We start from the raw sequence: 16,875 nt of genomic DNA, 5'->3' as shown, positions 1-16,875 counted from the left end.
AAACAGGCAGGTTTTTTGTTTGTCATTGACTTTTTTCAACAAAAGATCCGGTTGCATATCCATTTTTTCATCGTATATAATAAGGGACAAGTGGTAATTGTGCGGTTTCAGTTAAAGACAACAGAATATAGGAGGTAAACAGTTTGACAAAAAACCAGCGAGGCAAATTATCCATTTTTGCACTCGGTGGGTTGGATGAAATCGGAAAAAACATGTATGTGGTGCAGTATGAGAACGACATTGTTGTGATTGATGCGGGCTTGATGTTCCCGGAAGAGGAAATGCTGGGAATCGATATCGTGATACCTGACATCACATACTTGGTTGAGAATAAGGATAAAGTACGCGGGATTCTTTTGACGCATGGTCATGAGGACCATATCGGCGGGTTGCCGTATATTTTGCGTCAGCTCAATGTTCCCGTCTACGCCACGAAATTGACGATGGGACTGGTTGAGCATAAATTGCGCGAGGCTCATCTGTTAAATGACACGAGACGGTACATCATCAACGGTAAATCGGAAATCAAACTGGGTTCTACACTGAAAGCGACCTTTTTTTATACAAATCACAGTATTCCTGATTCCGTCGGTATTTGCATTCATACACCGGAAGGAGCCGTTGTTCACACGGGAGATTTTAAATTTGACATGACCCCGGTGAATGGACACGCTGCGGATATCCATAAAATGGCTGAGATTGGAAGAAAAGGGGTATTGTGTTTATTATCTGACAGCACCAATGCGGAGCGCAGCGGATTTACCGGATCGGAAAGTTCGGTCGGTGAAGGGATTAACGAAGTTTTCCGTAAAGCAAAGCAACGGGTGATTGTAGCTACTTTTGCGTCCAATATTCACCGCATCCAGCAAGTGGTGAACGCATGCCATATGTACGGTCGAAAGCTGGCTGTGGTGGGACGCAGCATGGTCAATGTGGTCAATATTGCATCGGAGTTGGGGTATTTGCATGTGCCCTCTGATTTGATCATTGACCCGGATGAGATCAATCGTTTGCCTGCCAATCGGGTGGCGGTGATTTCCACAGGAAGTCAGGGGGAATCGATGTCAGCGCTGACACGCATGGCGAACGCATCTCATCGCAAAGTGGAAATTTTACCCGGTGATACCGTGATCATTGCCGCCACACCCATTCCGGGCAACGAAAAATTGATCGGCCGCACCGTCGATCAATTATTCCGGATTGGGGCGGATGTTGTGTATAGCACGACTTCGCATGTACACGTCTCGGGGCATGGGTCTCAGGAAGACCTGAAGCTCATGCTGAATTTGATGAAACCCAAATACTTTATTCCGATTCATGGTGAGTATCGTATGTTGCGTGCTCACGCCCAACTTGCCGAATCTGTAGGAGTAAGCCCGGAAAACATTTTTATCTGTGACAACGGAGATATGGTTGAAATTTCAGGTGGTCGTGCCCGATACGGGCCCAAGGTTCAGACCGGGAAAGTATTGGTTGACGGTTTGGGCGTTGGTGATGTTGGCAATATTGTATTAAGAGACCGCAAATTACTATCTCAGGACGGAATTTTGGTCGTGGTGCTGACCTTAAGCAAAGAAAACGGCACCATCGTATCAGGGCCGGATATCATTTCGCGAGGCTTTGTTTATGTTCGGGAATCCGAACAGTTATTGGATGAAGCGAACCGGATTGTGGCATTGACCATGGAAAAATGCATGAGAGAACATGTCAGCGAATGGGCTTCGCTCAAAACGAGCATCCGGGATGCATTAAGCAAATTTCTGTTTGAGCGGACCCGTCGTCGTCCGATGATTTTGCCAATTATCATGGAAGTTTAACCGGAGCTAAACCGCACAGAAAACCGCAGCTTTTGAATTTTCAAGGCTGCGGTTTTTTTATCATGTGAAAGAGAAACCGTCTGGTCGAAGTTCATTTATTGTGGATGGGGCGGCAAGCCTTTTTGAAAAATAAACGGGTTGAAAGAAGGGGACGAATGAAATTTGTTTTGATATTCGGGCCGCAGGCCGTCGGCAAAATGACAGTCGGTCAAGAGCTGGAAAAAATCACAAAACTGAAGCTTTTTCATAATCATATGACACTGGAGTTGCTTTATCCGTTTTTTGGCTTTGGTCCTGAAACATGGAGATTATCGGACCGGTTTCGCCAAGAGATCTTTGAAGCGGCGTTGGAAAGTGATTTATACGGAATCATTTTCACGTATGTCTGGGCGTTTGATCAACAAAGAGACTGGGATTATGTTGATCACATTTGTTCCATTTTCGAATCCAAGGGCGGGATTGTTTATTTTGTGGAACTGGAAGCGGATCTTGAAGTAAGGCTTGAACGGAAGAAAACGCCCCACAGACTTGAACAGAAACCGTCGAAAAAAAATATAACCCAATCGGAACTTGATTTAAAACAGACTGCTGAAAAACATCGTCTGAACTCTCTGAAAGGAGAGATCAGAAAGAAAAACTACATTAGAATAAACAATCCAAATTTGGAAGCTGAAAAAGTCGCCAAAATGATTAAAGACAAGTTTCGGTTATGAGCATGATGCAGCTTTCTTTTCAAAGTATATTTTTATCGGGAGATGATCCCAAAAAGCATCCCGGTTTTCTTATGCAAAAACCGGGATGCTGAAGCCGGTTATTAGCCGATTATTCTTTGATATGGATAAAATTGTCAATCCGGTTGACCGGAACTTGGCGTGTTCCGTAGCCGTGACGGATGTCCCAGTTATACTCTTCGACCGTTACCGTTTTCTGGTCGCTGCTCACTTCGGCGACAAAGGCCACATGGTTGAGGTTTCCTTTGTTCCATTGGGCAACGGCTCCGACTTTTGGAGTACGGGTCACTTTGTAACCGATCTGTCTTGCGTTTTCATCCCAATGCCTGCCGTCTCCCCAATGTCCTTTTTTCCCGTTGGGACCGGTCATGTCATTGGTGAACGGAATCCCGAGATTGTTATTGATGCGCCAAGCGACAAAGGAGACGCATTCCCTGTAATAAAAACCCCATGGGTCCACATCGCCGGGATTGTTGTTCTTAAAAGGGTAATCATCGATCATTTCGTGCTTGGGTTCCGGTTCCGTGTCGGGATCGGGTTCCGGTTCCGGGGAAGGTGCGGGTTCTTTGTCTGAATTTCCTTTTTTGAATTGGAAGCTGATATTGACAGATCCTGAACCGGAGGCGATCAGTTCAACGTGCCAGTCTTTGTCGTCTTCCGGGGATTGTGGCGGGTTGGGCGGTTCTTCCGGCGGGGGGTTGTCCGATCCTTTTTTGCTTTTCAGTGCTTTGAGCGATTTGGCTCTATCCATATCCACGTCCCCCATGATTCCCGAAACACTCCCTTTGTCCGTATACTGCCAGCAGGTGATTTCTTCCCAGCCGCCTGTTGAGGGCAACTTTGGATTGTCCACTCTCCAATGCGCCAACCATAACGGCATGTTCTTCAAACGGTTGTTAAAGCCGTTAAACCGGTTGATATAATCGGGGAAAGTATATAACAGAACTTGTTCGCCCGTTTCTTTTTTGACATGCTCAGCGAAGGCAAGCACCCAATCGGCGATTTCGTCCGCTGTCATATCGGTGTTTTTTTCTTCCAGGTCGAGAACAGGCATGAGATCCAGTTGGTGTTGTTTCAGTTTATCAACAAAGTTCTGTGCTTCTTTCTCTGCTTTTCCTCTTAACAACTTGGCGTAATGATAAGCACCCGCTTGGATTCCTGCGGCCTGCGCCCCTTTTACATTATTGGAGAATTGTGAATCGGTGAATGTTTCTCCCCTCGGAGGCTTTGATGAAAGCGAATTGAATGTTTTGAGGATCTTCTTTGACTTTCTGCCAATCAATGACCGATTGATGATGGGAAACATCAATCCCGGTGACACTGCCAAATTGATCAGACATGCCATCCACCCCTTAAAGATGATGATCAAAGTCCCTCGGGTTCCGGTTGAAAAACGGTTTTGGATGATCCAAGCGGTTGAACCCCCCTTTTTTCATATTCCACATTTAATTATACCAAAAATAGAGAAAATTATATATATTTTTATATTCGTTCGGCGCCGGAATATGGGGAATTTTGTTTGGAAGTGCCGGCCGATGCGATCTTTAATCATTAAAAATTGGTGAACTTATTCAAACGGATTATGTAAAAGGGATGAGATTTGATATAATATCCATCAATTCTTGTGATTGATGTTCGATTGGGAGGGTAAAAATTGCTGCAAGAACCAGATTTGATGAACTCACTCGTCATACCAGTGGCTGTTGAATTGTTGATTTTCATTATCAAGGCATTGGTGGTGACACTGTTTGCCGGTTTCTTTGTAAAACGATACCTGGCACCGCTGGTAAGAAAGGATCAAAAACCGGCTGAGCCGCGTGTTCCGGCCGGTGAAGACAAGGAAAGCAATGAAGAAGAAGTGTATGACAAAAAAGAAAGCTGATTAACGGAGTGAATAAAAAACCGTATCCTGTTCAAGGATAACGGTTTTTTTATTTTGCGCGGCTAAGAAAAAACGGCTTTTTGCTATGAACCGGCGGATGTCACTTTCAAGCCGACGATTCCGGTCAGAATCAGGAACAAAAAAAATAAACGCATCCAGTCATGGGGTTCATCAAACAAAAAGATCCCCATCACTGCCGTGCCCAAAGCGCCGATCCCTGTCCAGACCGCATAGGCGGTGCCGATGGGCAGAGCTTTGAGGGCGAGGGACAAAAAATAAAAACTGAAGATCATTCCCGCAATGGTGACAAGGGATGGAAACCACCGGGTGAATCCTTGAGTGTATTTAAGTCCGATGGCCCATACCACTTCAAAGATTCCGGCGATGATCAAATAAGCCCATGCCATGGAATCTCCTCCTCCCGTCAAAACGGAATATCTGGATTCATACTCAATTAGTATAACAATTTTCAAATCAAAAGCAATCTCTTTCGATATCCGGAGTGCAATGAGAAATTTGTATGAATCAGGAAGGAGAATTCAAAGTGATGGAAAAGAATTAGTATGATATTTCATAATTCCCAAATGCTGTATATTTAAAAATATAAGTATACCATTTTTTTAAAGGATACATACCTCGGTATTATAAGTGAAATACCTGCATCTTATCCTAAAAAAACATTTTTTATTAATATAATTTTATATTATATTTTGTAATTTCATGATTGTCTCATTGACAAGAGGTGGATGTTTGGATAAAATGAGTTTTGCCTTTTTAAAATAATTGAAATAGATTATAAGTTTTATATAAATTGGAGGTTAATCATGACAAAGGCAAATGTTAAGGAACGATGGAGTGAGCACAGGAAGTATTATGATGAATGGTTAAGCGGCTATGACGGGGGCGTGTTCATTCCCGCCAGGAAAACATGGGCCGGCAAAGAAAACATGGGGGACAAGACCGAAGCAACGGAGCATTATGAAATCAGACTGAGCCGGTCCGTCACGGAAAGTTTTTATGCGTTATCCAGAAGGTATCAAGGGGCTTTGTCTTCGTTGCTTCAAGGGGTATGGGGCAGTTTGTTGTTGAGATACAGCGGAGAGAAAGAAGTTTTGTTTGCATTTGCCGACCATTCCGGAAAGAAGGTTTCTGCTTGCGATCCGGAAATCCGATTGCTCCGTGTCAAAGATGATTTTCAAACCTTTCACCAGCTCTTTCAACATTTATCTGAAACGAATGTCCATTCTGATTTTTATTTATTTCCGCTTTCCAAGTTTCATGAAGCGACGGGGATGGAAGAAAAAGCCTTGGACCATCTGGTGGTGGTCGCTGACCGTTCCTATTCCAAGCACGATTTTGAATACCAAAAATGGATCAAAAAATATAAAAGCCACGTTTATGAAATCAAAAAGCATTCGCCCTGGCTTGGATTGATTGTCACCTTTATTCCTGCCAAATACCTGACCATCCGGATATCATATGATCCGAACCGGTATGATGGCGGGTTGGTCCAAGCGACCGGTCATCATCTGAAACAAATCATTGAAAGTGTCACCAGCCAGCCCCGTTTGGAAATTTCCAAGCTGCAAATTGTAACGGCACAAGAAAAGAAATTGTTGAAAAAGTTTAATGAAACAACCCGGGCGTTTCCGGACGGCCAAACGGTACACTGGCTGATTGAGCAGAGGGTCATGAAGTCGCCGAACCGGACCGCCGTTGAATTCAAAGGGGTCAGCCTGACTTATCAGGAGTTGAACAGGCGTGCGGATCTGTTGGCGATGGCATTAAGGGATCACGGGATTGAAAAAGGGGATATTGTGGCCATCATGGTCCCGCCTTCTTTGGAAATGATCGTGGGGGTTTTGGGGATTTTGAAAACCGGAGCCGCTTATTTGCCGGTGGACCCCAATTATCCCCCGGAGCGGGTTTCGTATATGTTAAGCGACAGCCATGCCAAAATGTTACTGTCTTTGAAAACGGCGTCCGGCGATTTGGCGGCGGATGTCCCGGTATTTGATTTGGCGGGAATGGATTGGAGTGTAACCAGGGAAGTGCGCCCCTTGCCATCGACGGTCCGGCCCGATGATTTGGCTTATGTGATTTATACATCGGGTTCCACTGGAAAACCCAAAGGTGTGATGATCGAACATTCTTCCTTGGTTAACTTGGTTTATTGGCATAATCAACAATTTCACATCACCGAAAAAGACCGGTGCACCAAATATGCCGGTTTTGGATTTGATGCTTCCGTGTGGGAGATTTTCCCGCCGTTGGTGGCCGGGGCGACGTTATATGTCATTGAAGAGGAATTGCGTTACGACATCCGGCAGCTCAATGATTTTATGCAGGAAAAAGGCGTAACGGTAAGTTTTCTGCCGACGCAGGTGGCAGAGCAATTTATGGAGCTCAAAAACCATTGCTTAAAAACCCTGCTGGTCGGTGGAGACCGGCTGCAAAAAGTGGTTCCGCAAACGTATCAAATCGTGAATAACTACGGGCCGACGGAAAACACCGTTGTCACCACCAGCGGGACCGTCCGTCACGGCGAACCGGTCATGATTGGAAAACCCATTGCCAATCACCGTGTTTATGTCTTGGATCAAAATCACGAGTTGCAACCGATTGGCGTCCCCGGGGAGTTATGCATCAGCGGGGCCGGTTTGGCACGCGGTTATTTGAACCGGGACGACCTGACATGGGAAAAGTTTGTCCCCAATCCCCATGAACCTGGTGAAATCATGTACAAAACCGGCGATTTGGTCCGTTGGCTTCCGGACGGGAGGCTCGAGTTTTTGGGGCGGTTGGATGATCAGGTGAAGATCCGTGGATTCAGGATTGAGCTGGGGGAAATCACACAACGCCTCATGGAATATCCTTTGATTCAAGATGCATTGGTCTTGGTGCAAAAGGATGAATACGGCGAAAATCGGCTGGTCGGCTATTTCACGGCGCGGGAAGGATGGGAGGAAGAAGACATCCGCAAACACTTGGCGCAGGAATTGCCCGACTTCATGATTCCATCCCATCTGATTCATTTGGGAGCTTTTCCGCTGACTCCCAACGGAAAAGTGGATAAAACAGCCTTGCCGTTGCCGGAAGCGGAGGTCGCCGCCACCCGGGAGATGGTGAAAACCACCGATGAGACTGAACAAACGTTGATCCGGCTTTGGAGAGAGATTTTGCACGTGGAGCCCGGAACCGGGGACCATTTCTTCCATTTGGGAGGGGATTCCCTCAAGTTAATGCGCCTGGTGTCAAGAATCCGGGAAGAGTTTCAGATTCAGCTTTCGATTCAGGCTTTGTTTGAAAATCCGGTTTTACGGGAAATGGCCGTTCAAATCCGGAAAGCGGAAGGGAGAATCCCGGATGAATGGGAGGGGGCAGAGGAAAAAGAGTATTATCCGGTGTCTTCCGTCCAAAAACGCTTGTATGCAGTGGAACAGATGGAAAACATCGGCACCACTTACCACACACCGGTGCTGTTGGAATGGAAGGGAAATGTTGACACAAAGCGGTTAAAATCGGCGGTGGAACAATTGGTTCAGCGGCATGAGGCGTTGCGGACTTCTTTTCACTGGGTGGATGAAGAACTGGTGCAGAAAGTTCATGCCGAAGCAGAGATAACGTGGGAGATGTTCCACGCGGATTCGGAGGAAGAAGTCAAACGGATTGCCGCAGATTTTATCAGGCCGTTCGACTTGGGACAAGCTCCTTTGCTTCGTGCTGCCCTGATTCATGCCAAAGAGAGCTGTTACCTGTTGTTGGATATGCACCACATCGTTTCGGACGGAATCTCGGTGGAAGAAATCTTGTACCGTGAACTGGGTGCGCTGTATCAAGGACAGGAGCTTCCGCCGCTTTCCAAACAATACAAGGATTATGCCTTGTGGCAACAACAATGGCTAGGTTCGGAAGAGTGCCTTCGCCGCAAAGAGTATTGGCTCAAGCAGCTGGAAGGAGAGATTCCGGTCCTTGAATTGCCGGCCGATTATCCGAGGTCCCCGGTTCAGGAGTTTGCCGGAGATAAAGTTTCTTTTGAAGTGAAACCGGCATTGGTGGAACGCCTGAAGCAAATCGGGCAAAGAGAAAATGCCACCTTGTTTATGATGCTGTTTTCGGCATACAAGGTGTTGATTTCCAAACTGTCAGGACAAGAAGACATCATTGTCGGAATCCCGGTGGCCGGACGTGCAAAATCCTGGATGGAACCGGTTTTCGGAATGTTTGTCAATACCTTGCCGCTTCGTTCACAGCCCAAAAAGGAACTTTCTTTTGCCGGTTACATGCAACAAGTCAGAACCCGGGTGCTGGGAGCTTATGAAAACGGCGATTATCCGTTGGAAGAAATCATCGGGGCGTTGCAATTGGAGCGGGACCGGAGCCGCAATCCGCTCTTTGACACCGCGTTTGTTTTGCAAAACATGGAGGAAGCCGCCGTCCGGATTCCCGGAGCGGACGTGAAAAGTGTGCCGTTGCCCTGGAAACAATCGATGTTTGACATGACATGGGAAGCAAAGGAAGAAGCTGACACCGTCCGCTTTCATGTGGAGTATTGCACGCGTCTTTTTGAACGGAAAACGATTCAACGATATATCCGATCCTTTTTATACATTTTGGAACAAATCGCCAAGGATCCGGGGCAGTGCCTAGCAGACGTGGAATTGCTCCCGCCGGAAGACCGCCATCAGCTTGTCACCGAATTTAATCGGACGGATGCTCCTTATCCCGGAACGAAGACCATTCAGCAGTTGTTTGAGGAGCAAGTGCTGAAAACGCCGGATCGGCCGGCGGTCAAAATGGGCGATCAAGTCCTGACTTATCAAGCGTTGAATGCAGAAGCCAACCGGATGGCCCGTTGGTTGCGGAAACAAGGGGTCACCAGGGGAAGTGTCGTCGGTTTGATGGTGAACCGTTCCCCCTTGATGATGGTCAGCCTGTTGGCGATTGTAAAGGCGGGAGGAACTTATTTGCCGATTGATCCCGAATATCCGGATGAGCGGATCCGGTTTATGCTGGAAGACAGTCAGGCATCCATGTTGTTGGTGGAACCCGGGATTTCCGCTCCCGTTTCTTATCAAGGGACGGTGGCCGGATTGTCTCCGGACGTTTGGAAAGATGAGGATCCCGGAAATTTGCCGAATATCAACGCCCCGGAAGACGTCCTGTATATCATCTACACTTCCGGTTCCACGGGTACGCCCAAAGGCATCGAAACCATGCACTATAACGTGATCCGGACCATGTTTAATAACGGATATATCGAAATGGATCCTTCGGATCGCGTGTTGCAATTGTCCAATTATGCTTTCGACGGATCGACTTTTGACATTTACATTTCGTTGTTGCACGGAGCGCAACTCACCTTGGTCTCCACAGAAGCTTTATTGGATTTGAATCAATTATCCCGGCTGATCCGGGAAGAACAAATCACGGTCACTTTTATCACGACGGCGTTGTTTAACACCCTGGTTGACTTGGATTTGGAATGTTTGCGAAACGTCCGGAAAATTTTGTTTGGCGGGGAAAAAGTCTCCTTTTCCCATGTGAAAAGAGCGGTGGAGTTTTTGGGTGAGGACCGCGTTGTTCATGTGTACGGGCCGACAGAAACCACCGTGTTCGCTACCTATTGTCCGGTTGGGTTCAAGCATATCGAGCGGGGAATTATTCCGATCGGGAAACCTCTCCATAACACCCGGCTTTATGTGCTGAATTCCGAGAACCAATTGCAGCCGGTCGGGGTGCCCGGCGAACTGTGCATCAGCGGAGACGGGGTGGCCAAAGGATATTTGAACCGCCCCGAACTGACGGAAGAGCGGTTTGTACGGGAGCCTTTCGCACCGTACGGGCGCATGTACAAAACCGGCGATTTGGTGCGTTGGTTGCCGGATGGCACGATTGAGTATTTGGACCGTTTGGATGATCAGGTCAAAATCCGGGGACATCGCATTGAATTGGGCGAGATCCAACGGAAGTTGCTGGAGGAAGAAGCGGTCCGGGAAGCCTTTGTGATGATGGACCGGGATGAAAAAGGGCAATCTTACTTATGCGCTTATTGCGTGGCCGAAGGTGAAATCGATGTTTCCAAACTGCGGCAAAACTTGCAGAAAAAACTGCCGGATTACATGGTGCCCGGATATTTTGTCCAAATGGATTCGCTGCCGTTAAATGCCAATGGGAAAGTCGACAAACGCGCATTGCCAAAACCGGATTTGCGCAAGGCAGTTTCGGCCGGATATGTGGAGCCTTCAACGGAAACCGAAGCCTTGTTGGCCGAAGTGTGGAAGGAAGTTTTGGGGGCCGAACGGGTCGGAATCCATGACAATTTCTTTGAGCTGGGCGGTGATTCAATCAAGGCGATCCGGATTGCGGCCCGGTTGAACCAGCAGCAAATGAAACTGGAAACCAAGCAGTTGTTCCGTCATCCCACGATCGCGGAACTCGCTCCTTCTATCCGGCGCGGTGTCTCCCGGATGGAGGAAGAGGAAGTGGTTTCCGGCGACGTCCGGTTGACTCCGATTCAAAAATGGTTCTTCTCCCTTCAATCCGAGGAGCCGCACCACTTTAACCAAGCCATGATGCTCTTCTCCGGTGAAGGATGGAACCCGTCTTGGGTCGGTCAGGCATTCCAGGGGTTGGTCCGGCATCATGATGCGCTCCGGATGACGTATGATTTCACAAACGGTGAAATTAAACAGACGAATCAACCCTTGGAACATCAGGCGTTTACCTTGGATGTATTCGATTTGACCGGATCGGAACCGGCAAACATCGAAGCATATGCGAACAAGCTGCAGAAGGGGATCGATCTAAAAAACGGCCCGCTGGTCCGGTTGGGGGTTTTTCACACCCGTGAAGGGGATTACTTGCTGATGGTGATTCATCATTTGGTGGTGGACGGCGTCTCCTGGCGCATTCTGTTGGAAGATTTCCAAACGGCTTATGATCTGGCATCCAAACATGAGGAGATCCGGTTGCCCCAAAAAACCAGTTCCTTTAAAACTTGGGCAAAACAACTCTTTCAATTTGCAAACAGTAAAAAGATGTTGAAAGAAAAAAGTTATTGGAAGCGGGTTTGTTCACAAACCGTGCCGGCTTTGCCCAAAGATGAGGAATGGACCGGGGAAAAACTCCATCGGGACATGCGGGAGATCGAATTGGAGCTGGATGAAGAGCTCACCAGGAAACTGCTGACCCAAGCACATCAGGCTTATCACACGGAAATGAACGACCTGTTGTTGACCGGACTTGCGTTGGCTGTTCATGAATGGACGGGACAATCGAAAGTGGCGCTTCATCTGGAAGGACATGGCCGGGAAGAATTGTTTGACGGTGTGGATTTAAACCGGACAGTGGGTTGGTTTACCACCATGTATCCCGTTGTTTTCGAGCTGAATGAGACGGAGTTGTCCCGTGTGATTCCAAGCGTCAAGGAAACGTTGCGCCATGTTCCGGAAAAGGGAATCGGTTACGGAATCCTGCGTTATCTGACCTCTTTGGACCACAAACAAGACTTGTCCTTTGCGCTCGAACCGGAGATCAGCTTTAACTATCTCGGGCAGTTTGAAAAAGAAGGATTGGGATTTGGCTCCATATCCACTGGAGACTGGTTCAGCCCGCTGACGCCGGAACCGCATGTGCTTACGTTTAACAGTATGGTGGCAGACGGCAAATTCAAAGTCCGGGTGGGATACAATCACCGTTTCTTCCGCAGGGAAACCATTGAGACGGTGGGACGCCGCTTTTTGGAACATTTGACCCGGTGTGTCCGTCACTGTTTAAAGCAAGCTGAACCGGTTCGCACACCAAGTGATTTCAGCGCCAGGGATCTGTCGATTCGTGAACTGGAACAGATTTGTTCGGTGTTGGATCCGAAGAACATTCATGATATTTATCCGCTCTCTTCTTTGCAAAAAGGGATTTTGTTTCATGCGATCCAAACACGGATCCAATATTTTGAGCAGTTTTACATCGATTTGGACGGAGAAGTGGACTTTGCCGCTTTTGAAAAGAGCTTGGATGATTTGGTTCAAAAGCATGATGTGTTGCGAACGGTTTTCTTGTACCAAAAATTGAATCAACCGTTCCAGACCGTGTTGAAAGAGGTTGAAGTTCCGTTCCGGTTTGTGGATTTAAGCCATCAATCCAAAGAGAAACAAGAAGCTTTCTTAACCCGGTTTAAACGGGAGGACCGGAAAAAAGGGTTTGCCACCTTGCATGAGCCGTTGATCCGCTTTGCGTTGTTCAAATTGGGCGATCGACGTTACCACTTTGTGTGGAGTTTTCACCACATCTTGTTTGACGGCTGGTGCATCGGCCTGTTGTTGGAAGATTGGCTGGACATGTACCGGGCGCGGATGAAGCATGCCACGCTCAAAGTGGAAAAAATGGCTCCTTACCGGGATTATATCCGGTGGCTGGAAGAACAAGACCATGAAGAAGCCAAAGCGTTCTGGAGAGATTATTTGCACGGTTATGAACAGACAGCCAGCGTTTTGAGCAAAGGCATCGGGAGGAAGACCGATTTTGAACTGGAAAAGAAAGAGGTCAGTTTCCGCCTTCCCCGCCATTTGAGCGACCGGTTGTCGATGTTGGCGCAAAAATATCATGTGACACCGAGTACGTTCTTCCAGGCGATCTGGGGAGTGTTGTTGCAGAAATACAACAATACGGATGATGTTGTGTTCGGAACCGTGGTATCCGGAAGGCCGTCGGACCTGCCGCAAGTGGAAAAAATGGTCGGGCTGTTTATCAATACGGTCCCGGTGCGGATCCGCCGGCAGGAAAACGAACCGTTCTCCGAATTGTTGGTGCGGACCCAACGCGAAATTCTGGAGGCGGAAAAAGCCCATTATGCGTCGTTGGCGGAGATTCAGGCCAACACCCCATTGTTTAATCAGCTGTTCGATCACATTATGGCCTTTGAAAACTATCCGCTGGACATGGAGGCTTTAAAAAGCAAAGAGAAAGATCTCGGATTTTCCATCGCCGGTTTGGATGCGTTTGAACAGGACAGCTATGGGTTGGGATTGATCATTTACCCCGGGGACGAATGGTTGATCAAGCTGAAGTATGATACGGAAGTGTATACAGAGTCCGACATGCAGCATGTGATTTTGCATCTGCAAACCTTGATGGAACAAATCATGGAGAATCCGGAAACGCCTTTGGACCGGTTGGAAATTGTCTCGGAAAAAGAGAAACAGCAATTGCTTGTGGACTTTAACCGCACAAAGACGGACTATCCGAAACAAGCCGTGATTCAGCAGTTGTTCGAACAACAGGTGAATAAAACCCCCGATCACCCGGCGCTGGTTTACAAAGAAGAAGTCTGGACTTACAAAAAGTTGAATGAACAAGCCAACCAACTGGCGAGAAATCTCCGCAACAAAGGAATCGGCCGCGAACAGATTGTCGGGATCATGATGAACCGGTCGCCGGAGTTGATCGTCTCCATTTTGGCGGTATTAAAAGCCGGTGGCGCATATCTCCCCGTGGATCCGGATTATCCGGCCGGGCGAATTCAGTATATGTTGGAGGACAGCCAGGCCAAATTGTTGTTGGTGCAGCCGGGATTGCAAGTGCCGGCCGGTTACCGGGGGAATGTTTTGGTGATCAGCCCGTCACTGATGAGGGGAGACGCCTCCGATTTGCCGGTCATCAACCAGCCGGGCGATCTGGCTTACATGATCTATACCTCCGGCTCGACGGGAAAACCCAAAGGGGTGATGATTGAGCACCGCAACCTTTGCAATCTGGTGCAAATTGCCCAACCTTACGAGATCCGTGAGCACAGCCGTGTTTTACAGTTTGCATCCATCAGTTTTGATGCATCGGTTGCCGAAATCTTCCCCACCTTAACCGTCGGGGCGACCCTGTATCTGGAAGAAAAAATGGTGCTCTTGAATGACCTGGTGAAATATTTGAAAGAAAAAAGGATCAGCAATGTGACATTGCCGCCGTCGGTATTGCAGTCCGTCCCGCATGAAGAATTGCCGGATCTGGAAACGATCATCAGTGCAGGCGAAGCATGCAGCCCGGGGGTGGCTGGTAAATGGGGAGCCGGCCGCACATTTATCAATGCCTACGGGCCGACGGAAGCGACGGTATGCACGACCTACGCCAAGCTTGACGATTCTTCGGATAAAACACCGATTGGAAAGCCTTTTTTCAATCAGCAGGTGTACATTGTCAACAAAGACCATCAACTGCAGCCGGTCGGGGTTCCCGGTGAACTTTGCATCAGCGGGGAAGGGCTGGCCAGAGGTTACTGGAACCGTCCGGAGTTAACTGCGGAAAAGTTTGTGGAAAATCCGTTTGTCCCCGGGACGAAAATGTATAAGACGGGGGACATGGCAAGGTGGCTGGCGGATGGAAACATCGAGTATCTGGGCCGGTTTGATGAACAGGTGAAAATTCGCGGACACCGGGTGGAACTGGGCGAAATTACAGACCGGTTGCTGAAACACCCGAGTGTGGAGAAAGCCGCGGTGGTGGCGCAGACCAATGAAAACGGGACGTCGTATTTGTGTGCTTACTTCACGGCCAAGGATTCCTGGTCGGTTCCGGAATTGCGCCGGTATATGATGGAAGAGTTGCCTGAGTACATGGTTCCTGCGTTTTTTGTGGAACTGGAACAACTCCCGCTGACCCCCAATGGAAAAATTGACAAGAAAGCGTTGCCCAAACCGGACGGGATGGTTCAAACCGGTAAGAAACACACTTCACCCACCAATGAAGCGGAGAAAAAGCTGGTTCAAATCTGGAAAGAAGTGCTCGGTTTGGAAAGGATCGGGATTCATGATGACTTCTTTGAACTGGGCGGGGATTCGATCAAAGCCATTCAGATTGTATCCCGGTTGCATCAATGGGATTACAAACTGAAAATCAACGACCTGTTCGACCATCCCACCATTTATGAACTGGCACCGTATGTACAAACGGTCGAATCGGCGGATGATGAGGGGATCGTCGAGGGGGAAGTCCCGCTGACCCCGATCCAGCATTGGTTCTTCGAGCAGGAGTTTATGAATGCCCATCATTGGAATCAATCGATGATGCTTTATCATCCGGATGGCTGGCAAAAAGACCGGGTGCATCAAGCTTTCTCCAAGCTGGTGGAACATCATGACGCGCTGAGAATGCGCTTTGAGCAGGATGGCGAAAAATGGGTGCAGATCAACCGGGGTTTGGCAGAAGGGGAGTCTTTCAACCTTTATGAATTTGATTTGCGGCATGTCAACGATCCGGAATCGCACATTAAGTCCATGGCCAATGAATTGCAGCGGAACCATGATTTCAACCAGGGCAAATTGATCCAATTGGGATTGTTTAAAACCTGCCAAGGGGATCATTTGTTGATCATTCTTCACCATTTGCTGGTGGACGGTGTGTCGTGGCGTATTCTGCTGGAGGATTTTGCAACCGCCTATCAACAGGTTTCCGCAAACCAGGAGGTTGTTTTGCCCAAGAAAACCACATCTTTTAAAAAATGGAGCAAAAAGTTAACCGACTATGCCGATTCACCACAAGCCTTGTCCGAACTGAATTATTGGAAGCAGGTGGAAAATACGGATGTTCCGGCCCTGCCGAGGGATTTCACCCTGCCGACAGAGCGGCGCCTCATGGATCACGCCACCATCAAAGTGGAACTGACCGAAGAAGAAACGAAACAATTGCTTACCGAAGTGCACCATGCATACCATACCGAAATCAATGACCTGTTGTTGACCGCACTGGTCTTGGCTGTCCGCAAGTGGACGGGGCAGGAACGGGTGGCCGTCAATCTGGAAGGGCACGGCCGGGAAGAGATTGTGCAAGATGTGGATTTAAGCCGCACCATCGGTTGGTTTACGACGGCGTTTCCGGTTGTTTTTGATCTGGATACAGACCATGAAGGGGATGCCATCAAGCAGGTGAAAGAGCAATTGCGGAAGATTCCCAATAAAGGAATTGGTTACGGGATTTTGAAATACCTGACTTCCCCCGTAAAAAAAGAAGGGATGACCTGGAACCTGAAACCGGAGATCAGTTTCAACTATTTGGGGCAGTTCGATCAGGAAAATGAAGACCAAGGGTTCCAAATTTCCCCGATGCCGACGGGCGATGAGTTCAGTCCGTTGTCGACCAGCCCTTATCTGCTGAATATTTACGGTAAAGTGATGGATCAACGATTGGAGATGAACTTCCAGTATCATCAGCATGTTTACCGTTTCGAAACCGTGGCCCGTTTGGCGGAAGAGTTTGTTCGTCAGTTGCGCCGGCTCATCGGGCATTGCGTATCCAAAGAAGAAGAAGAATGGACCCCCAGTGACTTTAGTTCCAAAGATTTGACGTTTGAGGAGCTGGAGGATATTTCCGACTTGCTTTCCGATTTGTAAACGCCATGCCAAGAGTCCTTTGCACGAAGGGCTCTTGGCTTAACATCCTTGTCTGACTATTGGAGGAG

7 protein-coding genes are annotated in these 16,875 nt (G+C 48.1%); 4 read left to right on the top strand and 3 right to left on the bottom strand.

Going from position 1 to position 16,875, the window contains the following annotated elements; translation table 11 throughout:
- Positions 1-143: 143 nt before the first annotated feature.
- Both I8U23_RS03000 and I8U23_RS02995 read left to right on the top strand, forming a co-directional pair.
- Positions 144-1,817, top strand: coding sequence for a ribonuclease J (locus I8U23_RS03000; protein WP_037996450.1), 1,674 nt, complete (start codon positions 144-146; stop codon positions 1,815-1,817).
- 155 nt (positions 1,818-1,972) lie between these two features.
- A complete protein-coding gene (locus I8U23_RS02995; RefSeq protein WP_037996506.1) occupies positions 1,973-2,530 on the top strand; it encodes an AAA family ATPase in 558 nt (185 codons plus the stop codon).
- 109 nt (positions 2,531-2,639) lie between these two features.
- Here I8U23_RS02995 and I8U23_RS02990 read toward each other — a convergent pair whose 3' ends face one another.
- Complete coding sequence (locus I8U23_RS02990) at positions 2,640-3,806, bottom strand: GH25 family lysozyme (RefSeq protein WP_370526890.1); 1,167 nt, start codon at positions 3,804-3,806, stop codon at positions 2,640-2,642.
- Positions 3,730-3,888 carry a GH25 family lysozyme gene (locus I8U23_RS13690; RefSeq protein WP_370526880.1) on the bottom strand — a complete coding sequence of 53 codons (159 nt, stop codon included), beginning with the start codon at positions 3,886-3,888 and terminating at the stop codon, positions 3,730-3,732. Before I8U23_RS13690 ends, I8U23_RS02990 begins: the two co-directional genes overlap by 77 nt.
- 314 nt (positions 3,889-4,202) lie before the next feature.
- On the opposite strand from I8U23_RS13690, the gene I8U23_RS02985 reads away from it, so the two are divergent.
- A complete protein-coding gene (locus I8U23_RS02985) occupies positions 4,203-4,430 on the top strand; it encodes a hypothetical protein (RefSeq protein ID WP_037996451.1) in 228 nt (75 codons plus the stop codon).
- Positions 4,431-4,513: 83 nt separating this feature from the next.
- Here the strand turns inward: I8U23_RS02985 and sugE are convergent, their stop codons facing one another.
- Positions 4,514-4,837 (bottom strand): quaternary ammonium compound efflux SMR transporter SugE, encoded by a 324-nt coding sequence (sugE, locus tag I8U23_RS02980; RefSeq protein ID WP_037996453.1) that lies wholly within the window; start codon positions 4,835-4,837, stop codon positions 4,514-4,516.
- 372 nt (positions 4,838-5,209) lie between these two features.
- Between sugE and I8U23_RS02975 the strand changes: the two genes are divergently transcribed.
- Positions 5,210-16,807 (top strand): amino acid adenylation domain-containing protein, encoded by an 11,598-nt coding sequence (locus tag I8U23_RS02975; RefSeq protein ID WP_370526889.1) that lies wholly within the window; start codon positions 5,210-5,212, stop codon positions 16,805-16,807.
- Positions 16,808-16,875 lie beyond the last annotated feature (68 nt).

This window comes from Thermoactinomyces sp. CICC 10735 (genome assembly GCF_016055175.1).
Lineage (GTDB): Bacteria > Bacillota > Bacilli > Thermoactinomycetales > Thermoactinomycetaceae > Thermoactinomyces > Thermoactinomyces vulgaris.
This window is presented reverse-complemented; position numbering and strand designations above follow the sequence as displayed.

Bases quoted from the DNA above. Each gene is read 5' to 3' on its own strand.
- I8U23_RS02995 (WP_037996506.1), top strand. From the start codon at position 1,973: ATGAAATTTGTTTTGATATTCGGGCCGCAGGCCGTCGGCAAAATGACA.
- I8U23_RS13690 (WP_370526880.1), bottom strand. From the start codon at position 3,888: ATGTCTGATCAATTTGGCAGTGTCACCGGGATTGATGTTTCCCATCAT.
- sugE (WP_037996453.1), bottom strand. From the start codon at position 4,837: ATGGCATGGGCTTATTTGATCATCGCCGGAATCTTTGAAGTGGTATGG.